The 26,552-nt window shown below is 56.3% G+C and carries 24 protein-coding genes and 1 pseudogene; 9 read left to right on the forward strand and 16 right to left on the reverse strand.

Annotated elements, in window-relative coordinates; all coding sequences use genetic code 11:
* Positions 1-54 precede the first annotated feature (54 nt).
* The 7 genes from HYPMC_RS15870 to HYPMC_RS15900 all read right to left on the reverse strand — a co-directional run bounded on the left by HYPMC_RS15870 (position 55) and on the right by HYPMC_RS15900 (position 7,062).
* Positions 55-522: a CesT family type III secretion system chaperone gene (locus HYPMC_RS15870; RefSeq protein ID WP_013949041.1), complete on the reverse strand. Its 468-nt coding sequence runs from the start codon at positions 520-522 to the stop codon at positions 55-57.
* A 444-nt stretch (positions 523-966) separates the two neighbouring features.
* A complete protein-coding gene (locus HYPMC_RS15875) occupies positions 967-1,812 on the reverse strand; it encodes an ABC transporter permease subunit (protein ID WP_013949042.1) in 846 nt (281 codons plus the stop codon).
* On the reverse strand, positions 1,809-2,603 hold the full coding sequence (locus HYPMC_RS15880; protein WP_197535963.1) for an ABC transporter permease: 795 nt from the start codon (positions 2,601-2,603) through the stop codon (positions 1,809-1,811). Before HYPMC_RS15880 ends, HYPMC_RS15875 begins: the two co-directional genes overlap by 4 nt.
* Before the next feature lie 142 nt (positions 2,604-2,745).
* Positions 2,746-3,870, reverse strand: a complete 1,125-nt coding sequence (locus tag HYPMC_RS15885) for an ABC transporter ATP-binding protein (RefSeq protein ID WP_013949044.1) — start codon at positions 3,868-3,870, stop codon at positions 2,746-2,748.
* Between the two features lie 38 nt (positions 3,871-3,908).
* On the reverse strand, positions 3,909-5,015 hold the full coding sequence (locus tag HYPMC_RS15890; RefSeq protein WP_013949045.1) for a polyamine ABC transporter substrate-binding protein: 1,107 nt from the start codon (positions 5,013-5,015) through the stop codon (positions 3,909-3,911).
* Positions 5,016-5,106: 91 nt separating this feature from the next.
* A complete protein-coding gene (gene fae, locus HYPMC_RS15895) occupies positions 5,107-5,640 on the reverse strand; it encodes a formaldehyde-activating enzyme (RefSeq protein ID WP_013949046.1) in 534 nt (177 codons plus the stop codon).
* 306 nt (positions 5,641-5,946) lie between these two features.
* Positions 5,947-7,062, reverse strand: a complete 1,116-nt coding sequence (locus HYPMC_RS15900) for an aromatic ring-hydroxylating dioxygenase subunit alpha (RefSeq protein WP_050976811.1) — start codon at positions 7,060-7,062, stop codon at positions 5,947-5,949.
* Positions 7,063-7,218: 156 nt separating this feature from the next.
* Here HYPMC_RS15900 and HYPMC_RS15905 point away from each other — a divergent pair, with 156 nt between their 5' ends.
* Complete coding sequence (locus HYPMC_RS15905; protein ID WP_013949048.1) at positions 7,219-7,821, forward strand: helix-turn-helix domain-containing protein; 603 nt, start codon at positions 7,219-7,221, stop codon at positions 7,819-7,821.
* Here HYPMC_RS15905 and HYPMC_RS15910 read toward each other — a convergent pair.
* The gene (locus tag HYPMC_RS15910; protein ID WP_013949049.1) at positions 7,812-8,432 is read right to left on the reverse strand and encodes a TetR family transcriptional regulator; all 621 of its coding nucleotides are present in this window, start codon (positions 8,430-8,432) and stop codon (positions 7,812-7,814) included. The two genes, HYPMC_RS15905 and HYPMC_RS15910, sit on opposite strands and share 10 nt — an antisense overlap.
* An 85-nt stretch (positions 8,433-8,517) precedes the next feature.
* On the opposite strand from HYPMC_RS15910, the gene HYPMC_RS15915 reads away from it, so the two are divergent.
* Entirely contained in the window at positions 8,518-10,134 is a 1,617-nt protein-coding gene (locus HYPMC_RS15915) for an NAD(P)/FAD-dependent oxidoreductase (RefSeq protein WP_013949050.1), read from the forward strand.
* 18 nt (positions 10,135-10,152) lie between these two features.
* Complete coding sequence (locus tag HYPMC_RS15920; protein WP_013949051.1) at positions 10,153-11,115, forward strand: PDR/VanB family oxidoreductase; 963 nt, start codon at positions 10,153-10,155, stop codon at positions 11,113-11,115.
* Between the two features lie 102 nt (positions 11,116-11,217).
* Here HYPMC_RS15920 and HYPMC_RS15925 read toward each other — a convergent pair whose 3' ends face one another.
* From HYPMC_RS15925 to HYPMC_RS15945, 5 genes are all read right to left on the reverse strand, one after another.
* Complete coding sequence (locus HYPMC_RS15925; protein ID WP_157135459.1) at positions 11,218-11,493, reverse strand: twin-arginine translocation signal domain-containing protein; 276 nt, start codon at positions 11,491-11,493, stop codon at positions 11,218-11,220.
* 65 nt (positions 11,494-11,558) lie between these two features.
* On the reverse strand, positions 11,559-12,149 hold the full coding sequence (locus tag HYPMC_RS23365) for a hypothetical protein (protein WP_013949053.1): 591 nt from the start codon (positions 12,147-12,149) through the stop codon (positions 11,559-11,561).
* Positions 12,150-12,461: 312 nt separating this feature from the next.
* Entirely contained in the window at positions 12,462-13,085 is a 624-nt protein-coding gene (locus tag HYPMC_RS23370; protein ID WP_013949054.1) for a TetR family transcriptional regulator C-terminal domain-containing protein, read from the reverse strand.
* A 103-nt stretch (positions 13,086-13,188) separates the two neighbouring features.
* Positions 13,189-14,382, reverse strand: coding sequence for a CaiB/BaiF CoA-transferase family protein (locus tag HYPMC_RS15940; RefSeq protein ID WP_013949055.1), 1,194 nt, complete (start codon positions 14,380-14,382; stop codon positions 13,189-13,191).
* The gene (locus HYPMC_RS15945; RefSeq protein WP_013949056.1) at positions 14,379-15,566 is read right to left on the reverse strand and encodes an acyl-CoA dehydrogenase; all 1,188 of its coding nucleotides are present in this window, start codon (positions 15,564-15,566) and stop codon (positions 14,379-14,381) included. The genes HYPMC_RS15940 and HYPMC_RS15945 overlap by 4 nt, the downstream gene beginning before the upstream one ends.
* 274 nt (positions 15,567-15,840) lie before the next feature.
* Between HYPMC_RS15945 and HYPMC_RS15950 the strand changes: the two genes are divergently transcribed.
* From HYPMC_RS15950 to HYPMC_RS15960, 3 genes are read left to right on the forward strand one after another with little or no spacing between them, the layout of a single operon-like run.
* Positions 15,841-16,668: a hypothetical protein gene (locus HYPMC_RS15950; protein WP_013949057.1), complete on the forward strand. Its 828-nt coding sequence runs from the start codon at positions 15,841-15,843 to the stop codon at positions 16,666-16,668.
* Between the two features lie 41 nt (positions 16,669-16,709).
* Entirely contained in the window at positions 16,710-17,204 is a 495-nt protein-coding gene (locus tag HYPMC_RS15955; protein ID WP_013949058.1) for a type III secretion system chaperone, read from the forward strand.
* A gap of 20 nt (positions 17,205-17,224) precedes the next feature.
* Positions 17,225-19,984 (forward strand): inositol phosphate phosphatase SopB, encoded by a 2,760-nt coding sequence (locus tag HYPMC_RS15960; protein ID WP_013949059.1) that lies wholly within the window; start codon positions 17,225-17,227, stop codon positions 19,982-19,984.
* A gap of 938 nt (positions 19,985-20,922) precedes the next feature.
* On the opposite strand, the pseudogene HYPMC_RS25090 reads toward HYPMC_RS15960, so the two are convergent.
* Together HYPMC_RS25090 and HYPMC_RS15970 are read right to left on the reverse strand one after the other, a co-directional pair.
* Positions 20,923-21,167 (reverse strand): annotated as a pseudogene (locus HYPMC_RS25090) (integrase core domain-containing protein); the annotation flags it as partial.
* 185 nt (positions 21,168-21,352) lie between these two features.
* Positions 21,353-22,930 (reverse strand): autotransporter domain-containing protein, encoded by a 1,578-nt coding sequence (locus tag HYPMC_RS15970; protein WP_371199599.1) that lies wholly within the window; start codon positions 22,928-22,930, stop codon positions 21,353-21,355.
* A 370-nt stretch (positions 22,931-23,300) separates the two neighbouring features.
* Here HYPMC_RS15970 and HYPMC_RS24770 point away from each other — a divergent pair, with 370 nt between their 5' ends.
* A complete protein-coding gene (locus HYPMC_RS24770) occupies positions 23,301-23,444 on the forward strand; it encodes a hypothetical protein (protein WP_244421081.1) in 144 nt (47 codons plus the stop codon).
* Between the two features lie 83 nt (positions 23,445-23,527).
* Here HYPMC_RS24770 and HYPMC_RS15975 read toward each other — a convergent pair whose 3' ends face one another.
* A complete protein-coding gene (locus tag HYPMC_RS15975) occupies positions 23,528-23,806 on the reverse strand; it encodes a transposase (protein ID WP_013949065.1) in 279 nt (92 codons plus the stop codon).
* A gap of 319 nt (positions 23,807-24,125) precedes the next feature.
* Here HYPMC_RS15975 and HYPMC_RS15980 point away from each other — a divergent pair, with 319 nt between their 5' ends.
* Together HYPMC_RS15980 and HYPMC_RS15985 are read left to right on the forward strand one after the other, a co-directional pair.
* Positions 24,126-25,067 (forward strand): LysR substrate-binding domain-containing protein, encoded by a 942-nt coding sequence (locus HYPMC_RS15980; RefSeq protein ID WP_013949066.1) that lies wholly within the window; start codon positions 24,126-24,128, stop codon positions 25,065-25,067.
* Between the two features lie 170 nt (positions 25,068-25,237).
* On the forward strand, positions 25,238-26,530 hold the full coding sequence (locus HYPMC_RS15985; protein ID WP_013949067.1) for an MFS transporter: 1,293 nt from the start codon (positions 25,238-25,240) through the stop codon (positions 26,528-26,530).
* Positions 26,531-26,552 lie beyond the last annotated feature (22 nt).

Below are 26,552 nucleotides of genomic sequence, written 5' to 3' on the forward strand. Positions count from 1 at the left end.
TGTCGCAATTCGCCATGACGGCCGTTGATGGAAAGGTCACAGAGTATCCCCTCATTAGCCGCGGACGATGCTTGCGCCAGCGTTCTGGAGGCTAGAAAAATCACCAGGACTACTGGCCACAAATGGAGTGAGAGATAGTTCCTCTCTAAGTGTCTGCGAAAGATCAACGAGCCGACCGACCAGTTTAAGCACAGCCTCACCACCTACTCCTCTAATCGGCAGTGCGGCGTACAAGAGGATAATTCCCGTCTTAGAATCCAATGCTATCCAAACACCTGCAGGGAGGCGTCCGTAGTTCATCGCAAGGGCAGCCCTGAAACACGCATAATCCTCCGGCCGCGGCCTCAAGATCTCGCTGCAGAACGTTAGTTGCTCTTCGTCCGGCACAAACTCAATGATGATTTCAATTTCGCCCGAGAAGACAAGCCCGCAGCGCCCGCTATCGTCTAACGCGATGCGCTCGCCCAGCGCTTCAGATAGGTCGCCTAAAAGAGCATCAACCATATCAATTGTGGATTGCATTTTCTTTTCCTTAACCGGATAGAATTCCGCCTACGGCTGCTTTTAGAGAGTCCTCATTACACAATTATATTATGGCGCAATAATATTACGCGCATAATGATATCGACTCATACCAATTTCCCATCTTGCTGCGCCCGGCGCAAAAAAATTGGCTTCTTTAAAGCGGAGGAGCAGCTGTGGCTTCCGGTGACCGCATGCCGCCCAATCAGTTTTGCGTAACAGCGCCATGCGACGAGGCAGCGCCGCGGTCAATAGCTATTTCTGGTGATGCGTCGTGCGGCATTTTTTATTCGTCTACGTTGGAAAAATCCGATTTGCTTTAGCTAGCTCGACATTAGTACATAATTTAAGATCAATGAGATTTTCTGAACTGAGGTTGACCGCGCCTGGAAGCTTGGAATCCGGCTCCCACGCATCTGAAGTCGTCGCAAGCGGTTTTGCTATTCAAGGGCGGCCCGGCAGGCGAAGAGCAAGCTGAGCATCTCGTTGTCGACGTGTTTCATTGCGATGCATGATGACACCTGCCAAAACGACGCCTAAGCCAACGGCGCATATTATGAGCGTCGCCAGCGCGTTGATATCGGGCGTAACCCCAAGCTTCACCTTGCTCCAAATGAGAATTGGCAGCGTCACCGTGCCAGGCCCGGTCGTGAAACTCGTGATGACGACGTCGTCGAGCGAAAGCGTGAAGGCGAGAAGCCAACCTGAAAAAATTGACGGCGAGATAATCGGCAGCGTGACATCCTTTAAAACCTGCCAAGGCCTTGAGCCCAGATCGAGAGCGGCTTCCTCCAGCTCGATGTCGAACGAGGATAGTCGAGATTGTACGATTGTTGCCACGTAGGTCATTGCGAACGTGATGTGCGCAATCGTTATTGTCGAGAACCCTCGGCTGCCAGGCCAACCGGTCCAGCTGGACAATAAAATAAATAACATCAGGAGCGATATGCCCGTAATGACGTCGGGCATGACCAGCGGCGCATTTACTAACCCCGAAAACACCGTACGCCCACGGAATCGCTTGAACCGAGCCAGCGCAATTCCCGCCATAGTGCCTAGAATCGTCGCGAAAGTTGCGCTGACGACCGCGATTTTCAGGGAAAGTAATGTCGCCTCGATGATCTGATGGTTGTTCCAGAGTTTAGCATACCATTGAGTTGAAAATCCGCCCCATACTGTGACGAGGCGTGAGCGATTGAACGAAAACAAAATCATCGAAAGAATCGGGACGTAGAAAAACGCAAACCCGAAACACAGGCAACTTATCAAAAATGTCGAGCGGCTGTTCATTGCAAGCCATCCCGCCGCAGATGGGCTTTAGCCTCGAAGTAGTTGTAGGCCATCATCGGGAAAACAAGCAACAGGAGCAATCCAACAGCGACTGCCGAAGCCATCGGCCAGTCAACAGCTGATGAAAACTGATCCCGAATTACACTTCCGAGCATCGGGTCAGCAGCATTCCCGACGAGGCTCGGAATGATCAGTTCGCCCGACGTTGGGATAAATACCAACAACCCACCTGAAATGATTCCGGGAATTGAAAGCGGCAGGGTGACATCCTTGAAAACTTCCCAAGGCCTCGAACCCAGGTCGAGCGCGGCTTCGTTCAGCGTCGTATCGAGCCGCTCCAGGTTGGCGTAGAGCGGCAGAATCATGAACGGCAGGTAGGTGTAAACCATGACAAGAATCACAGCGAAATTCGTATTCATCATTTGAATGGATGGGATCGCCCATGCCGCCGGCATAAAACTATTTACGACAGCCGTGAGGCCTTTGTTGAACCAACTGTTCGTCCCCATCAGGCCGATCCAAGCATAGATCCGCAAGAGAAATGACGTCCAGAATGGCAGGATAATCAGCATCAGTAGAATGTTGCGCCAACGACGTCCGATACGCGTCAGGCACAGGGCCATCGGATATCCGATAACAAGGCAGAGAAATGTTGCCAGCCCCGCATTCTGAATTGATGTGAGAAACGCTCTGATAAAAAGCTCGTCGTCGAAAAGACGTACGAAATTATCGATCCGGAGATATGGCCAAGTTGCGAGAAAGGCAAATGGCGGTGACTTCGTCGCCGGCATGGCGAAGCTCATCGCCGCAACGATGAGGAATGGCGCAAGAAAAAAAGCAATCAGCCATCCATACGGCGCTGCGATTAGAAGCGACCGCCAACCTGATCGCGCGAACCATGCACCAATCGGATATCGGAAGGAGGCCATGTCGTTACTCGGTGAGAATGATCACGCTTGAAGGATCAAAGCTGAGCCAGACTTCGTCTTCCCACTGCGCCACGCGCTCGCTCTCCCCCGTGCGATGCGCATTCACCACACTGACGGACAGCACGGCTCCCGTGGAAAGCTTGATGCGATAGAGCGAGTTTTTTCCGAAGTACCCTAGATCGTCGACCAAGCCAGAGAGCGCATTCCGCGCGCCAGTTGGTTTCTCTCGGTTGATGAAGATTTTCTCCGGCCTCAGCGCGACACCAACTTTGTCACCAGGCAATACCCTATGATCGGGCTTCACAGTAAGCGACGCACTAAGCTTCGGCACGAGAACCGTCATCGCACTTTCCGACGAATACTGGACCTCACCGTCGAACATGTTTACCGAGCCGATGAAGCCGGCAACCATGCGGCAGTTCGGATATTCGTAGATCTCAGTCGCGCTCCCGACTTGGCGCACGCTGCCCTTGTCCATCACGGCGATCCGGGACGCGAGCATCATCGCTTCATCCTGGTCGTGTGTCACAACAACGAACGTTATGCCCGTCTTGTATTGAATATTCGTGAGTTCGAATTGCGTCTGCTCACGAAGCTTCTTGTCGAGCGCTCCAAGCGGCTCATCGAGCAGCAGAACCTTCGGCTGTTTCGCAAGCGCCCGCGCCAGCGCAACACGCTGACGCTGGCCACCGGAGAGCTGATGCGGCTTGCGACCGGCGAGCGACGACATTTGAACGAGATCGAGCATCTCGCGAACGCGTTCTCTTCGTTCCGCCGCTGTCAGACTCTCGTGCTTGAGGCCATAGGCGATGTTTTTCTCCACCGTCATATGCGGAAAGAGCGCATACGATTGGAACATCATGTTTACGGGACGGTCGTATGGGGGAATACCCTCCATGTCCTGCCCGTCGATCCAGATGCGGCCGGATGTTGGCGCGACGAAGCCCGCCAACATCCGCAATAGCGTTGTTTTCCCGCATCCGGAGCCGCCCAGGAGAGCAAAAAACTCACCCTTGCGAATATGCAAAGAGACGTTATCGACGGCGGTGAAATCACCATACGTCTTGCTAACGGCATCAATGCGGATGAACGGCTGTTCTTTGATAGGATTGGGCGCGCTCTCAGCCATCAAAGAACGCTCGCGGTAAACTCGAAGCGTGCATCGATTTAACCAGATTTGATCTGTTCGAAGGCGCGCGTCAGCGCCTTGGTCTCATCATCGCTCAGTGGTTTCGGCGCCCAAAGCAGTTTCATCGTGTCCGCGTCAGGATAAATGGCTGGATCGCTGAGAATTGCCGGATCGACGAACTTCTTAGAAGGCAGATTGGCATTCGCGTAGTGGACGAGATCGGTACACTGCGCAATGACTTGCGGCTGCAGCAGGTATTCAAAAAACTTGTAGGCGTTGGTCTTGTGCTTGCTGTCGGAGAGCATGCACCAGCAATCAACCCATATCGGAGCGCCAGTCTTGGGGACAGCATAGAGGAGATTAATATCGACGCCGGCATCTTTGGCGCGTTGCTTCGCCGTCGCATAATCTCCAGAGTAGGTATTGATGACGCACAGTTCCTTATTGGGAATCGCGTTGAGATAGTTCACGGTGTCGAAGGCGCGGATATATTTTCGGACTGGCTTATAGAGGTCGACGACTTTCTTGATGTTCTCCGGCGTCGGCTTGTCGGCATCCAGGCCGAGATAGCGCATCACCATGGGAAACATATCAAGCGGCCCATCCACGATGGAAATTCCGCAATCGGCGAGCTTCGATGCGTACTCCGGCTTGAAAATGAGATCGAGCGATTTAAAATCTGCATCCGGAATTCTCTTTTTCACCATATCGACATTGAACGTGAAGCCGACAGAACCCCAGAAATAAGGCAGGCCATAAAGGTTTGCCGGCGCCCAAGCCTCCATGAGCTTCAGAATCGTGGGATCGAGATTATTCCAGCCGGGCAATTTGCTGTGGTCAAGCTTCTCGAACAGGCCGGCTTTCACGAAGCGCGGCGTTATTGAACCTTGCATGACAACGGCATCATAACCCGAATTGCCCGCCAACAGCTTGGCCTGCATTTCCTCTTGCGAGCTGTAGGTATCGTAATTGACCTTGATGCCCGTCTCTTTCGTGAAATCGGCGATCGTATTCTCACCGATGTAGTCGGACCAGTTGTAGAGGTTGAGCGTGTTCTCTTCCGCATAAGCTCGTTTAATGAAGGGCATCGCCACAGCGGCGCTTCCTGCGAGAGTTAAAGCCGTGCGCCTCGTCACTCTGGTCATTTTCAAGTCCCTATTTCCTGGCGTGATCCGCCGATTGAAATCGAACGTCAAACAAAAAGAAGCCCGGCCTCGCCGGCCGGGCTTCAAAACGTCACGACCAGTCGTCGCTGTCGTGCTTGATTGTGTGGCGATTGGCGATGAGCTCATCGATCGTTGGTTCGCCGGTCAATGCCCGCTTAATCGCAAGCTTCGTCGCCTCATAGTATGTGCGATAGAGATCCTTCTTATCGAGGTTCTCATCCGTTGCGCAACGCGGGTCGAGCCAGATCAAGCTGATAATGCAGAGTTCGTTGACCAGATCGCGAGGAATGATGCCTTCCGCGACGCAATCGACGACAGCGTCTGCAGTACCAGACTGTACAGGGCCACCGAACAATTCGATGTTGGCCATATCTTCGAGCGTCACCTTGGGTACCATCATGGTTGCCGGGCGCGCCAACTGATTGAGAGCGCGAACGGCAAACATCGAGGTGTGGCCTTTGCTCTGTCCCATCAAATTCGCGAAGGCCTGACCGACCGGCCCCGACGTCATCCCGATCATGATTTCAGGCATTGCGTCCGTAAACTGACCCTCGGCGGCGAGTACTGTCGCTTCACCGACGCAAAATTCGTATTGCTTGCTCATTTTGATTTCTCGACTTTAACGTCGGCTCATTACAACCGACAATATTTCTGACTGTCCGATCAGCTAGTTTATAGATCGAAGGCATGCGGTCAAGGGCTATCGCGCACATAATACAGACAATGCATTGCACAATTTGTCGGCGCACATCGCGATGCACAATACCTCGCGTCGCTGCGTCAGTACCGGGGATTGGTGCGCAGTGTGCGTGCTGCATCGCATACAGCAGTGTGGGCACAATAAAAAAGCAGGACCGCTTTGAGGGTCCTGCATCAATGCCGATTAGAGACTTGCTCGGTGGTCTGAGGATCAGGCCGCGATGTTCTTAAATGCGCGATGGGGCACGTCGGGATGACCGATGTAGCTGCTCGCAACGAGATAGACGAAGTCGTAAACGCCCGCTTCCTCTTCGGCAAAAATACCCGGCTCGTAGTTTTCCGATTGAAGACCACGCTGCACCGATTCAACGGCGCCCCAATCCTCGCGGTTTGTTTTATCCCAGAACTCCATGGCGTAGCTCGGATCGAAATCCGGGCGCGCCACAGCTTCCGGAGCAAAGAGCCATTGGCATTCGACGCGCGACGTGCTTGCCGACGTCGGCTCCAGGCGATGGGTCATCACATAGTCGGGATGCAGGCTGATCAGCAAACCGGGAAACAAGGTTATGTAATGAACCTGACGCCGCTGCTCAGGGGTCAAGCCGGAGAACACAACGCCATTCGACTGGCCCGAGAAACTCATCGTTTCAGCACCTTCGACAAGCTCCATGCACCCGCCGGTATAATAGCCCGACGGATGTCGATACTGATATCCCGAAGTCGTCGGTGACACGCGGCACAGAGCAGGATGGATCGATGGGCAATGATAACACTCGTGGTAATTCTCGATGGCGACTTTCCAGTTCGCTTTGAGTTCATAGTTATGCGTTCCACCGATTTCCAATCGCTCGCATTCCCAGTTCTTCGTGAACTCGTCGAGAAAACCCAAGTGCTTGGTGAAGGGCATCGCGTCCCCGGACCCATTGACAAAAATCCAGCCGCCCCACTCCGCGACACCGAGCTTAGTCAAACCGAGATCTTCCTTACGCGCATTGGCAATGCTTTGGGTACCACGGGCGCTCGCAAGACGACCGTCCAGGCCGTACCCCCAAGCGTGATAGGGGCATACGATTGTGTTTCTCGTCACGCTCTCACCCTCGGCGAGCAGCTCATGGCCTCGATGTCGGCAAATGTTTTCGAAGGCGTGGAGCGTGCCCGTGGCATCGCGCGTTAGAAGCACGCCGCGGCCATTCAGCGAGATTGCGGTTTGGCTGCTTTTTCCCGGGATGAGGCTCGAACGCCCGGCGCAGATCCAACCACCATCAAAAAGATGGCGTTTTTCCCACATGAACATCGTATCGTCGACATAAGCTGCACGAGGCAGCATGCGTGATTGTCCAAACGGAGCAAGAGAAAGCTCAACGTCGTTTCTCGTCAAGGGCGCCGCTGTAAAAGTCACCTTAAACCTCCTCTGGAAGACGCTTGCTCGATTGAGCAAAAGCAGGGATTGAAAAGCGATATGAAAAACGTATTGTGAAATTTCATGAAAAGCAATGATAAATTTTTCACGAAGAAAAAGAGCACGTCCGTTGCGGCCGAGGACTTGGTCGAGCCGCTGTCTCTGGGGCCCCTCATCCGCGACTTGCGGCGCAAAAAGGGCGTGACTCTTCAAGAGCTCGCCGACGCTGTCGGCCGCTCAGTGGGATTCATCTCGCAGATCGAACGGGGAATCTCTCAGCCAACGGTTCTCGACCTCAGCGTTATCAGCGAACGGTTGGGCGTTCCGGGCAACTATTTCTACGCGATGGCGGCTCCGCCGGAACGGAGCTGGGTTACGCACCCCAACAATCGCCGTACTCTGCGCTACGCGGGCGGCATCATCGATCACCTCGTCTCGCCATCACTCGCTGGGAAGCTATCCGTCATCGAATCGATATTCGAGCCCGGTGCCGACTCCGGTGACCAGCACATCATCGAACACCAGGAACAAGCGATCTATGTCCTGGAGGGTGAGCTGACAATTTGGGTTCACGGCGAACCCGTAACGCTCAAAATCTCAGATGCTTGCCAACTCGAAAGCGGGGCGCCAACGCGATATGCCAATCGCGGAAAAAAGAAAGCTCGCGTCTTATGGATTTATTGCTGAGACGGCCCAGCCTTTACAAAAGCTGCAAATATCGTCTTCGCGCTATCCAAGGCTCGCTGTAGCTTGAAGCCCTTGGGATCGAGATGGCATTCAAGCCAAAGACCGAACAGAAACGCATTCAATCCTACCGCGCGCTTTCTGGCCTCGGCCCGATTTCCAATCACTTCGAAAAGAGTGTCGGCAATCTCTTCCATATATTTGCGATCTGAAGGCAGACCGCTCACTTGATAGAGATCGCGCCCCCGCGCCTCGCCCCACACCGCACACCAGAGCGACAAAATATCCCCGTATTTCGTACAAAACGTCACATCATGCGCCACCGTCGCCCAAAGTCGTGACTTGGGATCTGCCTCAGCGTGGGTTTGGGCTGCACGGAGACTCGCATCGTACACATCGATGGAGTGATCGATGGCAGCCAGAAGAAGCTGGTCCTTCGATTCGAAATGAAACCCCACTAATGCGCGCGAAACGCCTGCTATTTCAGCCACTGTACTGAGTGTCGTTCCCGCCAGACCATGCTTCGCGACGGACACGACTGCTGCGTCGATGAGAACGCGTCTCGTGTTTTCGCCGCGCTCACGACGCAAGTCTTTTACTGCCTTTTTTGCCATGACAGACCGATCAATTGACAATTTCGCCAACGCCGCATAATTTAGCTGTCCGTACAGCCAACATTATTAGCTTCGGAAGCTCGCAATGCCCAACCCACTTGACATAGCCGTGATTGGCGGAGGTCACAACGGCCTTGTCACCGCTGCATATCTCGCCCGCAAAGGCCTTTCCGTCGGCGTCTTCGAGGCGCGTCCCGTGGTCGGGGGTGCCGCGGTAACAGAGGAATTTTACCCCGGATTCCGCAATTCCGTGTGTTCCTACCTGGCTGGGTTGCTGAGCCCGCTCGTGGTGTCCGAGCTTGGTTTGAGACAAGCAGGGCTGCAAATCGTTCAACGGCCGGCCAGCGACTTTCTTCCACTCCCCGACGGCCGGTATCTCATGAACACTGGCGACTCGAATTCCTACGTGCGCCAACTCGATGCGCTTTGCCCTGGCGACGGCGCCGGCTACAAAGCCATTGACCGGGATCTTTCGGAGGTCGTCGGGGCAGTGCGGACGATCATGGATCGCACGCCCCCAAACATTGGCGGCAGCACGCCTAGCCTCCTGAGTGCCATCGGCGCAGCGCTGGAGGCGCGCAGCCTATCCTCACACGGACAAATGGTTCTTATGCGTCTGCTGACAATGTCGGCGGCGGATTTCCTCGGACATTATTTTCAAGGTGAGGCCATCAAAGGCGGCTATGGCTGGCTCTCGGCGGTCGGCAACTTCCAGCCCCCAACCGCGCCGGGATCGGCCTATGTCGTCCTGCACCACAGCTTTGGCGAATCCAACTCCAAGCAAGGAACCTGGGGCCATGCGATCGGCGGCATGGGAGCCATCAGCGACGCTATCGCGAAGGTCGCCCGCGCGGCCGGTGTCAAAATCGAAACCGGCGTCCGTGTGGCGCAAGTCAATACGCGCGGTGGCGTGGCAAGTGGCATTACCCTGACCGACGGCCGCGAGATCAAAGCCAAGCGCGTCGTCGCCAATGTCAATCCGCAGCTGCTTTACGAACGACTTGTCGATCGCACGCTGTTACCAGATGAGGTTCGTAGCTGGATCGGGAGTTACCAAAACCACTCTGCAACCCTGCGCATCAACGTTGCACTGTCGGAGCTGCCGGACTTCACCTGCTGCCCAGGCAAGACTCAGGGAATTCATCATGGCGGATCGGTATTGATCTCGCCTTCTCTCTCATATCTCGAAGAAGCCTACGACGATGCCAAGAAAGGTGCATGGGCGCGCAAGCCCGCCGTCGAAATGTGGATCTCATCAACAGTCGACAAGACGCTGGCGCCTGAAGGCAAGCATGTCGCGAGCCTCTTCTGCCAACACTTCAACAAGAATCTCTCGGATGGCCGCGACTGGGATTCGTGCAGAGAAGAAGCTGCGGATGCTGCCATTCGCGTTGTGAACGATGCCGCACCGAACTTCGCCAAATCGATCATCGGTCGCAAGGTTCTCACCCCTACCGATCTCGAACGCGAATTCGGCCTGACCGGCGGCGACATCTTCCATGGCGCGCTGCATCTCGACCAGATTTTCTCGATGCGCCCGGTCCCGCGCTATGCCGATTATAGGACGCCTATTCCAGGTCTCTACCTCTGTGGCTCAGGAGCACATCCTGGCGGCGGTGTGACGGGCATTCCAGGCCGAAACGCCGCTCGTGAGATCATGAAGGATATTCGCTCCTGGCGCCCTCGCGCGCCTGGCCGTTGAGACATTCAAGCCGCGCAGATGCAAAACGCTACGCTGACTGTCAAAGTCAAGTCGAAGAAGAATGAAGCGATGAATATCGCTTCATTCGAGCTGACGAGCCTCGACGGAAGCGATCTGCCACCTTTCACGGCAGGGGCTCATATCGACGTCCATTTGGCTCCGGGTCTGGTTCGGCAATATTCACTCTGCAACAGCCCTTCGGAGCGGCATCGCTACGTGATCGGCGTGCTCCGTGCGCCGAATTCTCGTGGTGGCTCTGAATTTCTCCACGACATCATTCGAAACGGATCGCGGCTATCGATCTCGATGCCGCGCAACAACTTCCCTTTGGCCCCGACCGCAAAGGGCAGCATCCTCTTCGCCGGCGGCATAGGAATAACGCCGATCCTATGCATGGCCGAGCATCTATCGAACGAGGGTTCGCCGTTTGAATTGCACTACAGCGCCCGAACTCCTGATCGGCTCGCCTTTTCTGCTGACATATTGGCGTCGCCCTATGCCGATCGCACCATTTTTCATTTCGACGACGCCGCGCCCGAGCAGGCGCTCAATCCCTCTGAAATTCTGAGGATGCCGGATGCCGAGACGCATATTTACGTCTGCGGTCCGTCGGGATTTATCGATCATATCGTGCATGCCGCACTTACGTCCGGGTGGCCCAACGATCAAATCCATTTCGAACATTTTGCGGCGCGAGGCTCTCACGCAAATGCCACTTCCTTTACAGTCACGCTCGCACGAAGCGGAACGATAATCATGGTTGGAGAGAACGAGACGGTTGTTCAGGCGCTCTCCCGAAACGGGGTCGAGATTCCCGTCGCCTGTGAGCAAGGCCTTTGTGGAACGTGCATGACAGGTATCTTGGGTGGCGTTCCAGATCACCGCGACCACCTTCTAACGGCCACAGAGCGCGCCTCAAACGCATGCTTTCTGCCTTGCTGCTCAAGAGCGCTTTCCGCGAACCTCATTCTGGATCTCTAAAACATCACCGCAAAGCAAAGAGGCCACGTCTGATAAGACGCGGCCTCGTCTGGAATGGAGGCTGCAAAAGGCTGCATCTCGATTGTCAGGTCGTGTAACGTCTCAATCGCCGAAGTGCTCGGCGGCATAAGCCATGCCGGCTCGCGTTTCGCCAATTGCTTGCTCGATCAAGTTCATCGCTTTCTCGCGATGACCGCCTTTGTCTGACGTTGCGTCACGCAGGAACTGCATGGCTTCCTGCAGCGATCCGATCGCCCGCTCCATATTACCCTGGTAGGCCACAGCTTCCTTCGTCACGAGTGACGCGAACGCTGCTGCACCCACGCCGGTGGCTGCAAGGCGCAGCGCGTTTCGCCGCGAGATATCTTCTTGTTTCATGCGCTAGGTCCTTTTTAAGTACCGACACAAGCGCCATTGCAATGGCACTTGTGCCGAATGTTGGCTTAGTAACCCCACCACGGACGGCAATGCAGATGTCCCCACGGCCCGCGCCAGCAATTACCGCCGGCCCACCGGCCAGGCCCCCATCCCCAACCCCAACGGCGATGCCAGCCGGGGCCATACCACCAATCGATAAAGAGGCTAATCTCCTTGCCCGAAGCCGGGATGACTCCGTCGAGCGGACGAATATCGTAGGTCAGGTCGCTGCCCTTGAGACGCGGCTTGAGAAGCTCCACGACAACGAGATCGGTTTTTCCATCAATTACTGTGGAGACGGTCGCATTTGGCGGATCTTTTTCGAAATCGTCTTTACCGCCGGTCCAATAGTCGACGAACTTGCTGGTAAAGACGTCGCCCGTCATGCGTTCCGGCCGATCGCTGAACATCAGTGTCTGAGGGGCGACCCCGTGGATCGTCAGCGTCTTGCCATCGGAGGTGAACGACGTTCCTGTCTGCACGAACAGCCAGTTTGCTGCCGGCATTTCCACCATGTTCGACGTCTTGTCATTCTTCTCCGGCGCGCTCTCGTCGGCATGCGCAGCACCGACCATGGCGCCGACAAATAATGCCATCGCGATAAATAACCGTCTCATTTACCATCCTTTTGCGTTGCGTACGAATTCAGTCCGTTTGGTTTTCGTTTTCCCGCAGAATTCAGCCGGCAAAAAAGCCTGTTGCCCTCATGGCAGACAGGATTTGCGACGCTGCTTCGACACGACGAACGAACGATAGCAAGGGTTCAATTAAAATCTCCTGTCTGCCTGGACAGCTATATTCATAAAATTGCTGGGTCAAGGCTTGGCTTCGCGGTAAATCCAAATACACCGTCTGATAACAGCCTCGCAGTCTCCGTTCGACATCAGAGATCATCAGCGTATCCCAATCGCATTGCATGGGTGATGACTTCAAGCGGGGGACGGTTGTTGCGATGCTATGAGGGGATGGATGATCGCCTTTGCCGCTTCGAGAGCGCGTTGAACCTTGAAGCCCTCCGGGTCGAGGTGGCATTCGAGCCATACACCGAAAATGAGCGCATTGATGCCTGCGGCGCGCCTCATTGCCTCGGCGCGATCGCCGGTGATCGTATAAATCGCGTCGGCAATTTCTTCCTTGTACTTATGATCCGAAGGCAGCCCTACTACGCGATAGAGATCGAGCCCGCGCGCCTCGCCCCAGGCGGCGCACCAGAGCGATAGGATGTCTCCGTGCTTTGCGCCAAATCCGACATCGTGTTGAACGGTGGCCCATAGCTGCGCAATCGGCTCGGGGTCGGCACGTTCCTGCGCAGCGCGAAGACTGGCGTCGTAGATGTCGATCGAACTGGCGATGGCGGCCATCAGCAGTTGGTCTTTAGATTCGAAGTGAAAGCCTACCAATGCCCGCGAAACGTTGGCTATGCCCGCCACGCTGTTGAGTGTCGTACCTGCCAAGCCATTCTGGGCCACGGACACCACGGCAGCATCAATGAGAATGCGCCGCGTGCTTTCACCCCTTTCACGTCGCAGGTCTTTGTCTTTCACTTTAGCCATCTCATTCCTTGAAGGGGTCGGCCCGAGACTTTTGCTGTCCGATGAGACAGTATTACTGGTTACTGGCATTTGCGATGTCCAATGGGCCTCACGGCTCTAGGATCTAGATATATGGATCGTTTCCCGCTTGGAGGCATTCCAGAACGAGATCGGTATCTGCACCTAGCTTGGGACTGGCGGTGGTGGCGGCACAGGGGATGCCGTCGATCACGATGGGGCTGCGGACGGTGGGCACGGGCGCCGCGTCGGGGCGGGTAAGGTCCTGGCGTAGTCCGCGGGCAACGACTTGGGGATCAGCGAAGACCTGATCGAGCCGGTTGACCGGTCCGGCCGGAACGCCAGCCGTTTCCAGCGCGGCGAGCAGATCGCCGGCGGTGCGCTTTGCAATTTCAACGGCGAGAAGCGGAATCAGCTCAGCGCGGTTGGCGACGCGGCGGGCATTCGTCTTGAAGCGCTCGTCGGTTGCGAGGTTTTTGAGGCCGAGCAGATCGCAGACGCGTGCGAACTGGCCGTCGTTGCCGGCCGCGATGATAATTGGCCCATCGGCGGCTTCGAACACCTGGTAGGGCACGATGTTGGGATGGGCGTTGCCGAGGCGGCGTGGCGGCGTTCCTGATGCCAGATAGTTCATCGCTTGATTGGCTAGCACGGAGACTTGCGTATCGAGCAGCGCCATGTCGATGATGGCGCCTTCGCCCGTGGCATTGCGGCGATTGAGTGCCGCCAGAATGCCGATGGTGGCATAGATGCCGGTGAAGATATCGGCGAACGCCACGCCGATCTTCTGCGGCTCGCCGTCGGGCGCGCCGGTCAGATCCATGATACCGCCCATGCCCTGCACGATGAAGTCATAGCCGGCGCGCGGGGCATAAGGCCCGGTCTGGCCGAAGCCCGTGATCGAGCAATAGATGACACCGGGATTGATGGCTTTGATCGCAGGGTAGTCGAGACCGTATTTGGCAAGGCCGCCGACCTTGAAGTTCTCGATGATGACGTCGGCCTGCTTCGCGAGCGCGACCGCCGCTTCACGGCCTGCGGGGTTGTCGTAGTCGAGTGCGATCGATCGCTTGCCGCGGTTCGTCGCATGAAAGTAGGCGGCCGATCCCGGACCATCGTCGTCGGCTACGAACGGCGGTCCCCACGCCCGCGTATCATCGCCACCGTCGGGCCGTTCGACCTTGATGACGGAGGCGCCGAGGTCGGCGAGCGTCTGACCGGCCCAGGGTCCTGCGAGCACGCGGGCGAGTTCCAGCACGCGTAGGCCCGCAAGCGGTTTCGGACTTTCAGACGTCATCATGCGAAGGCCTGCAGTCCGGTGATGGCGCGACCGAGGATCAGAGCGTGAATGTCGTGCGTGCCTTCATACGTGTTGACCGTTTCGAGGTTCAGCATGTGACGCATGACCTGGAACTCTTCCGAGATGCCGTTGCCACCGTGCATGTCGCGGGCCATGCGGGCGATGTCGAGGGCTTTGCCGCAGTTGTTGCGCTTGATCAGCGAGATTATCTCGGGCGCAAACTTGCCATTGTCGAGCAAGCGGCCGACGCGCAGCGCCGCCTGCAGGCCGAGCGTGATTTCGGTCTCCATGTCGGCGAGCTTCTTCTGGACGAGCTGCGTCGCCGCGAGCGGGCGGTTAAACTGTTTGCGGTCGAGCGTGTATTGCCGGGACGCGTGGAAGCAGAACTCGGCGGCGCCGAGCACGCCCCAGGCGATGCCGTAGCGGGCGCGGTTCAAACAACCAAACGGGCCGGCCAAGCCTTCCGCATTCGGTAGTAGCGCCTCGTCGGAGACTTCGACGCCGTCCATGACGATCTCGCCGGTGATGGAGGTGCGCAGCGACAGCTTGCCGGCGATCTTCGGCGCGGACAGGCCTTTCATGCCTTTTTCGAGGACGAAGCCTTTGATCTTGTCGCCGTGCGCCTGAGATTTTGCCCAGACGACGAAGACGTCGGCGATCGGCGCGTTGGTGATCCACATCTTCGCGCCTGAGAGGCGGTAACCGCCGCTGATCTTCTCCGCGCGCGTGCGCATGCCGCCGGGATCGGAACCGGCGTCGGGTTCGGTCAGGCCGAAGCAGCCGATCCATTCGCCGCTGGCGAGCTTGGGCAGATACTTTGCGCGCTGCGCCTCGCTGCCGTAGGCGTAGATTGGGTGCATGACGAGCGAGGACTGCACGCTCATCATCGAACGATAGCCGGAATCGACGCGCTCGACCTCGCGTGCGATCAGTCCGTAGGAGACGTAGTTCGAATCCGAGCCGCCGCAGTCCGCGGGAAGCGTCGGGCCGAGCAGACCGAGCGCGCCCATCTCGCGGAAGATGCCGGGATCGGTGGCTTCACGGGCGTAGGCCTCGATCACGTGCGGTTGCAGTTTGTCCTGCGCGAAAGCCCGCGCCGTGTCGCGGATCAGTTTTTCGTCTTCCGATAATTGGTCTTCAAGAAGGAGTGGATCTTCCCAATCGAATTTCGATTCCGTTGCCACGTCATACTCCTAATAATCACGTACTTACTTGATACATAACTAGCTGTCTAGACAGTTAATATTTTTTTTCATTACGAGTTAACTTCAACAGATCATGATGTGTAGTGATCGATATTGATTACAGGCACTTTTTTCGACGACGAAAAACGACGGACAACACATTCATCAAGAGCAATAGGTATTTCCGATATGGGCATCTGAAAAACCTATTTTTGGGCACAACTACGATCCGGTATCGATTGTAAATCGCGTAGCAAAGTAAATCGAATGCTCGATGGTGGGTGTGGGTGAGGCTATTGAGCCGTCTCGAAAGACTGGCCTCCTTCTCGGCCATTTGAGATCGACCCGACCTCAAGAAGCACCGGCCAACTTCAGATGGTTGAATGACGCAAAAATGATTCCGGGGTTTGCTCCACGTCTGCCAGACGACCTCAATCCCAGGCGCAATCTATCAATCGACAGTGTCGTACATAATGCCATCGGTGCGCTTGGTATGTGCGTCATCGTTGTCGACTCCAGATTGCGTATCCTCTATGCCAGTGAAGCGAGTAGGGCTCTTGCTACGCAAGTATCCACCGGCTTCTCGATGGCCCGACGAGGAGGAGCTGGAGAAGCCTATCTATCACTTGCGAGCAACGCCAATACAATTGAGCTCCGAAAGTTGGTTGCTGCAGTCATTGCTGTCGAATCGGCCGGCCAGCGAGTGCAAGTTTCCAGTCGACTGCATCCGCTCTGCAGTCCTCAGATCATCTGCCTCATTTCGCCGATAGAGGAACGTCTTGCTGACCCTTTGCCGGAACTCCATTTTTCTCATGCCGCGCTCGTCATTTTCAAACCGTTTGCAGCAATTCCCAAACCCTCTCCTAAGCTCTTACGGAGCCTGTTTTCCTTTACGCAAGCTGAAGCGGAAGTCGCCAGCGATCTGGTAGGCGGCATCAACGCAGACGAGGTCGCCAGACTCCGCAACGTCCGGCTTGACACGATCCGCTCGCAAATACGGTCAATTCTTGCGAAATCGGGCGCCCCCAACCTGCGAGCCTTCGAGAACAGGATCGGGAGCCTCATGGCCATGCTCCCGCTCGACGCTACCGCGCTAAGATAAAGAACGAAGATGAATTTTATCCCTCCACTGAAGGTAGACAAATGCCGACTGCAACCTATTTGGCCCTGATCAAAGAGATGGGAGCGCACATTGGCCTGCCGGACATGGAGGCGGATGAAGGCGGTTATCTAGCGATTACGCTTGAGAAGCTGACGCTGCACCTTCAGTACGACGAAGAGGAAGACGAGGTCGCACTGTTCGCGCGACTAGGCGAGGTCGAAGAAGATCGTACGGAAGCGATCTATGCCATGCTTCTGGGTGCCAATCTCTTTTGGCAAGGCACTCGGGGCGCCACGCTGGCAATAGAACCCTCTGGCGGCTCTGTCTTTTTTATGGACCGACGCGCCTTGCCCGTTCTCCGTGCCGACAGTTTGGTGTCCTGGATCGAACGCTTCCACGAAATGGCTGCCTACTGGAGCAATCGACTTGCTGTGGCCAACGAGGGCGGTCCGATTGGCGTCGCCGACGATGAGATCAGCATCCCAACAAGCGATCGTCAGACCTACACCATCTCTCCTTCGTTCATCCGCGGCTGAATTTCTTTGAGAACGCGAGTATGGCACTAAGCATCCACAACTACCGCATTGATAGTGATCGGCTCATCGGAAGCTATCGACTGACCGTCGGACAAGACGAAAGCGGACGCGAAGCCGTAAAAAAAGATGATCTTTCGTTCGGGAAAAGGATCAGCCTTTGGTGGAACAACAGCGGCAGTTTCCGCCACGGCTCCGATGCTGATATAGCCGCGAACAAGACCTTCAAGCAGAGCTTTTACTCGGCTCTTTGCAACGCTGAGGGCGTCGACGTCGCGCGCGCAGCGACTCGCAAAGCAGGACTGCCTGAGGACTGGAAATCCTCCCCCGCGGAGATGACCGCCAAGACGGTCCGCAAGGTTCTGGACGAGGCTCAAAAGATCCGGGTGAAAGCACTCAAAAACTCCGTCGAAAATTGCCGACTCTTCTGCACCGACACGGGACCACAGTCCCTGGCCGGCGTTCTCTACGCGGCTAACCAAGCGGCAGGTCGACCAGACGAGGCCGTGAGCCACGAACTGATGGAGATTTTCACCCAGGAGATGCGCGATCATCCCGACTATGGGCGCCGCGCAATGGTCGACAGTGATTTCGACGGCATCGGGCAACGCGCGATCCAGACTTTGCATGCCCGACAGCAACACCGGTTCCAGACAGCATACCCCGCGCTAGAACAGTTCCTGGCGCGGGGCCACGCGAATGTGAATGTGCAGATGCGGGAGAAAAATGCCGTTTTCGAACAGTTAAACGTCTTTGCGACCTCATTGCCCCCCGGGTTCAGCAGCAGCGCGCAGGAGGCGATGCAGTCCATCCGGAACAACAGCGACGTTCTTAAGAAAATGGCCTATGAGCCTGACAGTATCGAAAAACTCAGAGCCGAAATGCGAACCGCCTACAATACGCTGGCGGCTCATGAGAATGCGATTGCCTCGTTTGTCGGACAACTGGATCAAGCCGGGCAGGATCTGCAATCAAGCCTCGTCATGGAATTACGTCACCAGCAGGGTCTTATCGCATCCAAAGTGACCTTACTTGACGAAGTGTTGGAAAATGACCCGCTGTCGAAGAAGGCGGTCGCATACAGCGATAAGCTGTGGGCGGAAGCGGCGAACCATCTCTTTAATGAGGCCATCGACTTTGCGGTCGATAACCCTGACCGTGTGCAGCCCGATACGGTACAAAAGCTGCGTTATGCCCGCGATACGCATTTTGGTGAGCGCACCGCCGCCTATAATAATGCGGTAACAGGCCAACGCACCATCGATCCCGCGACGTTGGGTAAATCCTACGATAAGCATCCCGCCATTCAGGCCAAGAAGGCTACGCAAAAATGGTTGAAAGACAATATGCGCGAGGCTGGATTGCCACGATCGGTTGTGAAGGAGCTAACGGCTTCGAACAAGATGAGCCAAGCGCGGCGCGCGGTGCTAAATGCAAACACTGACTGGGCTCCGTACCGACGCAACATGATTGTAAGTCGCGACGGTGTCACCCGCGCCTATCAAAGCGCGATCACACCAGGAGCCTTTATCAGCGCTCGATTTGCCCGGCGCTACGCTTCAACGGTGCCACTCGATGGTGCGAGCGCACCACATCCAAGCCGAAACGGAGTCAGTAGTGCGGAGAAAGCGGATCACTACCATGCGCGCAATCTCAAGGTAAGCGAGCTCTTTCGGCTCGACGATCAGAACCAGATCGAAATGGACGCGAACGGTCAGCCGAAAGCGATGGCCAAGGTCATTGGGCACGGCGTCCTCGACATGTGGGAAATTGAGAATTCGGCGGAGCGGTTTGCTGCGAACGAACGTGGCGCCAAGGAGGTCCTGGAGGCGGCGCTCACGACGAACCCCCGCGTGTTACAGACTGCGATAAACGGGCAGCCTGTCACCCTTACGCACGTTAGCGTCAACCTGACAACACCATCCGAGGTCCGGGAATACCCGATCCTACGGGGTGCAATACCCGACTACCAAGAGTTGACGTTTACGCAAGAGCAATTCCGCGTTTTCGGCACTTATAAGGCCAACCAACCGGCACAATTCACCGTCGCAGACCCCGCTGGCGGTCCCACAGCGCCCGAACAGAATGTCTTGGTGAACGTGGATCCAATCACCTTCTCGTTCGGCATCAACCACTTGGCGACGAGCAAACTGGGCGGCTGGAAGAACGTGGCAGAACGCAATAAAGAAGCGATTGTCAAATTCATCGGCGATCCCGGCAGCGGGCGAGATGGTGATCGCGGCCTCCCCATCGGCGGCTTTATCGGCAGCATAATCGATCGCCTGAACGGAATCGGTGGCGTCAATCCTGCGGCCAAAACTCTGGCCAACAAAATGCGACAACAGGCGAACCAAGTACGCCTCCTTTACACCGCCGCAGTCTACAAGAACGATAACGGCGACCCGGCCAAAATGGGGCGCGAGATCTTGGCTTTACAAGCCCTCGCGGAAAACGCCTTGGACCTAATGGGTGACGCTGGCCAAGCCGCGACCATGTCCAAGGGATGCAAGAGTGACAAAGATCGTGGCGGCGTCACCGATGTTGAACTCAAACATAAGCTGATCACGGAAGACATGGGTGGCGAGATCTGGGCAGACAGTCCGTGGACTGAGGAAGATCATGAAAACTACTATGTCGTAGGCGTTGCTTCCGGTCAGTTGGAAAACCAGAGATTGAATACCGGTTTTGCCGGTAGCAAGGAGGCCGCCAAATTGCAGCATCATGTTCACAAAGCTGACGTGCGGCAATATCTGGCCGGGCTCGGCGCCCTGGCTTCCGAGTGAGCAGCACAAGAAGAATGCCAATCAATCTCTTCTGGCCATCCAGTGAACTGCGCAACCGTTCGTCCGAAGACGTTTTGATGCTGCATCATCTTCCAATCGAAACCGACTACCGCAAGTGAGGCATAGCGAGTGTCTGCCAATTGCCCTGAGTTATATTCCGATTGACAGCCTCGCGGCCTCGCCGAATGAGCGGCCATTGACAAACATGAGTATGATGCCCGTGGCGGCATATCCTAGGTCAATCAAGGTGGATGGCACTGAGTGAGACAAGATAAACATCCTTATGCGGAATATCGCCACGTAGATGAGTTACGAGAAAGCGCGATTTTTCTCGTGGCAGTTGGCGCGATCTCCGGGGCGATCGTAGGGTCGCTTGTAGCTGGCGAGCTTGCTGCTTTAAGCGTGCTCGTCGCTGGCTTACTCGCCGGGGCAGGAGTCGGCTGGGTCGCAAGAGGAGCGACCAGCACGAGCGATGGTGATCGAGAAGATGCATGAGAAATTCCGCCTTCGAAACGCACCCACGTCGCTAGGCGTCGCATCTTCCGTCCACTGCACTCTAGAAGAGTTCGATATTCTCTCTGAGGTCGGTTCTGCCGTTGACATCCCGCACTATTAACGACGGCTAAGCAGCAACGGATTACGCTACGTTTTAGGGAAACTCGCAGAGTGGCCGGATGACAGTCCCATGTCCATGTGCGGGGCTCCTCCAACCACCCGCAGATAGAGGGCAAGATCAAGCGCTGGCACCCGGCCCAGAAACACGATCCTCCTTAGGGGATGGACTATCTGGCGGGCAATCTTGAAGGCGCCATAGGCCGTCTTTCGAACACTGAAACATGCGTGGACACCTCGATAATGCTAGCAACTGACGCCCGTGGCGTGTCCGCTGCAAGCGTGTGCTGAAAATCTGAATTTGAGTATGAGGAAGAAGAAGAAATCCGATAATTTAACGACGAGAGTCTGAGGGCATTGTAGTGCTGTCGCCAGTTCTCGATCAGAACCTGCGCCTCTCGTAGCGTCGTGAAGATTCGCCATTGAGAAGCTCATGGCGAAGCTTCGAGTTCAGGCTCTCGCAGTAGCCGTTCTCCCATGGACTTCCCCGCTCGGTGAAGAGCGTCTTGATGCCGATCCGCCCCAGCCATTCTCGAACAGAGATTGCAGCAAACTCCGGGCCGTTGTCGGAGCCGTGCCATACCCTCATCCGAGGTTTGAAATAGCCGGCTTCGCCCAGTCACTCAGGCGCCGTTTCAGGAAAGCAGGCCAAGCGAACTTGTGGAAGGAGAACGCGCTTACAGCATCGGCAACGGTGGCATTCGCTAATGGAATGCCACCGGCTCAGCCGCTGCACCGGCGGCAGCAAACGAACGTTTAGAACTTTGCGCTGCCCTTGACGCTGATGCTGCTGATCTCTGTGTCTTCGGCGTAGTGGCCGTCATACTGAAGCCGTAGTGCCGCCCCTTGAGCATTGATGATGTCGACGCCCGCGCTGACATCGGCCAGAACGGTGTCGATCTTCGTGCTCACCGTGAACGGCGAGACATCGGGTGCATCGGCGAAGCCCGCGTTTAAGAGGAAGCGGTCGGTATCCTGCCAAGTCAGGCCAGCCCGGACGAACGGCCGAATCGTACCGATCACGGACGAGATATGCTGGGTTCCAAACTCGACACCTGGCGAGACGCTAACGACGGTGTCACTTGTCCCGGCGACGGTCAACGCTGCGCCGCCTCCACCGCTTTCGGTCATGCCATCGAGCGAGATGTTGGTGATGGCCACGTCGACCAGCGGCTTTAAATAGAAAGCATCCCGCTGCAGCAGGTAAGCAGCGTGAAATTGACCGGCCACGTAATCGATATCATTCGTGCCGTGAGCTGTTTCGTTGAAGTCGCCGAATACGATCGAGCGGTCGGTGTCGTAGGAACCCCAGCCACCGGTTACACCGGCGGCGAGCAGTAACGGCCCGGGATTATACTTGATCACACCGCCGACGTTGGCGCGGTCGCCTTCGCTCGACGCGCTGCCGCTCGACAGTGAAATGCTATCGTATCCGGCTGCAAAGCCCAAATGCCAATCTGGAGCGATGGCGACTTGAGCGCCCGCAGAGAACGATCCTGTCGTCGCACGCGCACCGATGTTGGCATCGGTATGATCGAAGTCGGAGAAGCGTGCGCGTGCGCGCACCCACACGCACTGACCTTCGCGGATGATCGACGTACCGTCCTGTCCCGCAACTTTGCAGCTCATCAAATCGTTGGCGAATTGCTGGCTGCCATAAAGGGTTTCGACAAGGCCGTAGTTATAGACCTCGGGCGAGAGATAGTCGAGCGCGGTGGCGAATTCGGTCTGATCCGCAGCGCTACTCAAAACATCGGTGACGGGTGTCAAAACTCCGGCTGCCAGGGCGCCGTTTACGGCGGTGCCGATCGCTGTCTGGTTCCGGTTCAACCCCGACAATGAAAGCGCACTCGGTCCGAGATAGATGAGACTCACGTCATCAAGGCCGAATTCGCCAGATCCCGGCAAGAAGCTGGCGTCAAAGAAAATGTTCGCCGAGCCCGCGGTTAAAGCCACGACCGATGTCGAGCCCTGCATCGTCGTATTGGTGATGTTCGTGTTCGTGAAGACCGTGATGCCCTGGACGGAAGCCGTGAGCGACCACGTTTCTCCAGTCCGTACCGCGTAATAGAACTGGAACTGATACCTACCGCCCTTGGTCAGCGTAACGTCCTGGGAGAGCGTCCCCCCTGTGCCATGTGGACTGGCAAACCAGTCGCCGCTATGAGGTTGGACGTGGGCTGGGTTCCCAACATAATAGGGGGCGTTGACGATGCCCGTGGTTTGCCAAGCATGACTGATTAGCCAGGGGACGATTACGGTATCTTCAAAGCCCGGGTCCTGGACCAGATTCTGCGCAAACGAAGAAGCGGTAGGGAGTGCCACAAACAACATCGGAGCAAACATTGCCGCCAACGCAAGATCAGATCGCAATCGGGTTCTTTTTGGGTTGGTGCAGAGGTCGTTCTTTCGTGACGGCATGCTGCGCTCCTGGCTATTTTCGTGAGTTATCCGGGTACGCGGAATTCGAGGCGAGTTCGCCAAGACGCTTCCAATACGAACGTCCAGTTGATCGGCGAGTAGGTGATTCGTTGCGGTTGAACATCCCCAGGACTGGCAGTCTACTGATTAGGGATTTCTGTTGCTGATTTGCGACCGCGGATCGCTATCGATGGGGGCATCACATGAGTGACGCGCCGTCTCTTCTCAACTTTCGCATCCGGCTCATCCGGTGAACCGCACGCTGACGGTAGTCAAGCTACTGGTGCTCGCTGTGCCGGTTGCCGCGGCCGTGCGGACGACGCGGAACCCGTACTGCTCCTGGAAGAATGACGCGCCGTTCAGTCAGGTCGATCATCGGCTGGCGCAGGGCGCGCTGTCGTACGACCAGACATGGTTCGGTCGCTAAGGTCTTAGACGCACGAGCCGGGCGTTCGGATATGGACAGCTGAGAACGGAAGAGCGCAGCGCACGCCCGCTTCCGGGAAGGGCTCAGTATTTTCCCTCAAGCGCTTGCTTCAGGGTTTGCTTGTCCGGAGTGAGGTCCGACACTGTCTTCTTTAGCCGTTCGTTCTCGCGCTCCAAATTCTTAAAGCGCTTCGCCTGGTCAAGCTTCAGCCCACCGTACTCACGGCGCCAGCGATAATAGCTTTGCTCCGAGACACCGAGAGCTCGGCACACGACCCCGATCGTCTGGCCCTGGCTCAAGCACATCTCTGCTTCCCGCAAAAGCCCGATGATCTCTCCTATCGTAAATCGCTTCCATGCCATTCCCTCATCTCCTCATCCGAGGTTGGAAATAGCCGGATTCGCTCAATCACCCTGGTGGCGTTTCCGGGGAGCAGGCCAAAACCGTCCAGCGACGATGATTGACCCACTTCAAATCCATAGCTTAAATCTTAATTCAGAATGACTATAACCCTATCGCCTTTTAAACCGATAGCTCTCTCATATGATCGATGACTGACAACCGCACTCCAACCACTACTGAACGCGATGCCGTCCAAATAGCAACCGCAGCATGGCCCTCCGCCAATCCCCACCGACGGCTCGACGCAGTTCTTTCAGCCAGTCTCATGGATACCCCAACTTGAATCTTCACCGATTGAACCTACGCCAATTCAGATATTTCGTCGGTGTCGTAGATGCGGGCAGCTTTTCGCGGGCTGCCGCATCCCTGCACATTGCGCAGCCTGCATTGAGCGAGCAGATTTCCAATCTCGAAAAAGAATTGGGCGTGGAGTTACTGACTCGCGGCCCGCGCGGTGCCCAACCAACCTCAGCCGGAAGCGTGTTTTATCGTAGCGCGCGAGCGGTTCTAGGTGAAATCAAGCACGTGCGCGCTGCCTTGCAGACAAGCGGGGACCTAGTTGGTGAGGTCTCTCTCGGACTGACCACTAGCTTTTCCGCCACCTTCGCCGAACCTATCGTGTCGGCCGTGCTAGCTCGGCACCCACAAGTTCTAATCAACATCGTTGATGCGCCCGGACATCATCATTACAACGATTTGCTATGCAGTAAGCTGGACATCGCAGTGCTGCATGAAGAAAGCGAAGGCGTCGGTATTGAGCGCCGACCACTTTACGACCAGCGGCTGTTTTATGTTGAGCGACGTAACTCGATAGCCGCGGGGCCCGGAATAGTACGGGTGGCGGATTTGGTAGACCGCCCTTTCCTTCTTCCGCCCATGCCAAATCCTTCACGCATCGTCCTGGAAACAGCATTCATGACGTTGGGAGCCAAGCCGAAGGTAATCGCCGAAGCTAACTCGCGCTCGACCTTGATGGCTCTAGTTGCCGGTGGGATTGGCGGCACACTGCTGGCTTGGTCAGGCATTCCGGATCCTGCGTTCGAATGGTCCCTCATCGTGGATCCATCAATTTCCCATCACGTCTGTCTCGGCCGGGCACACCTGCTGCCCCGCAGCGAGGTCGTCGTGGCGGTGCAGGACATCGTTGAAGAAGTCATCATGACTGCGGTGCGCGGCCCGGATTGGAAAGGCGCCGTTCTGCCTGCAGCCATGAATGTTTAATCGCGACAAAGAGTTTGGAAGGCGTCGAATGCCAGACATTAGTTAGGCAGGCGCATTGATCCATCTCAAAGGCGAGTTGCCTCCGAGCGCATTTCAATCACTCAAATCTTCCTTTGACCGACTGCACCGTCGCTTGAATCGGAAAGCGATGCGGGTTGGGTGAAATTACAATGGCCATCGAAACGGACTTCACAACTATTGCAAAGCAGACGCACGTGACGCGTCGCGCCATAGTAGCCGCCACTGTCGGCAATACCATGGAATGGTATGACTTTGCTGTCTTTGGATATTTTTCGGCTGTCATTGGCAAGCTGTTCTTCTCCTCGAGCAACGATACGGCATCGCTGCTTCTCACCCTCGCCACCTTCGGCGTTGGCTTCGTCATGCGCCCCGTGGGCAGTCTGGTACTAGGGTCGATCGCCGATCGGAGAGGGCGGAAGGCTGCACTAACGTTTTCAATTGTGCTGATGGCGGCAGGTACCGGGCTCATAGGCTGTGCCCCGACCTATACCGCTGTCGGCCTCGCGGCACCGCTAGTGATCGTCATCGCGCGCCTGCTTCAGGGCTTTGCCTGTGGGGGCGAGATCGGTGGTGCTACGGCATTTCTCGCTGAGCATGCACCGCCCGAAATGCGCGGCTTCTACGCGAGCTGGCAGCAAGCGAGCCAAGCCTGCGCCTTACTCATGGGGTCGCTGTTCGGAGCAATGCTGAGCGCGATGCTGACTCCGGCTGAGCTAGAAAGCTGGGGTTGGCGTATTCCGTTCCTCTTTGGACTGCTGATTGCCCCTATCGGGGTTTACATTCGCAATTCCATCGAGGAATCGCCAGCCTATCTCCATAAAGGGACTCTTGCTGCGACGCCAATTCGTGACACGTTCCGATTCCATCGTCGATCATTGCTCGTGGGCATGGGCATCACCGTGACATGGACGGTCTGCACCTACTTCTTCCTGGTCTATATGCCGACCTATGCGACACGAGAGCTGCACATCGACCGGACATCGTCCCTGATCGCCAACAGTGTCGGCCTGCTCGTCGTTCTGATGCTCGTCCCGGTTTTCGGCCTTCTGTCCGACTGGACAGGACGGCGACCATTGATGCTGGGGGCTGCTCTGTGCATTTCGATCGGTGCCTATCCCGCACTTTACGCGCTGACACTGTACCCGAACTTCACTGCGCTCATCGCCACCCACGCCATCTTCGGTCTTTTGATCGCGGCTTTCACTGGACCGGCGCCAGCAAAACTAACCGAGCTGTTTCCTGTCGAGGTCCGGTCAACGGGCCTTTCGATATCGTATAATCTCGCCGTCACGATCTTTGGTGGTTTCGCTCCTTTCATCGCGGCTTGGCTGATCGAAGCCACGGAAAGCAAACTAGCCCCAGCTAGCTACGTCATGTCCGCCAGCCTGATCGGCATTTTGGCATTGCTGGTGCCTAAGCGGTCGGATCGCGCAATTGGCTAGAGTTGAGGAAGTATCAGGCGGC

The organism is Hyphomicrobium sp. MC1, assembly GCF_000253295.1.
GTDB lineage: Bacteria > Pseudomonadota > Alphaproteobacteria > Rhizobiales > Hyphomicrobiaceae > Hyphomicrobium_B.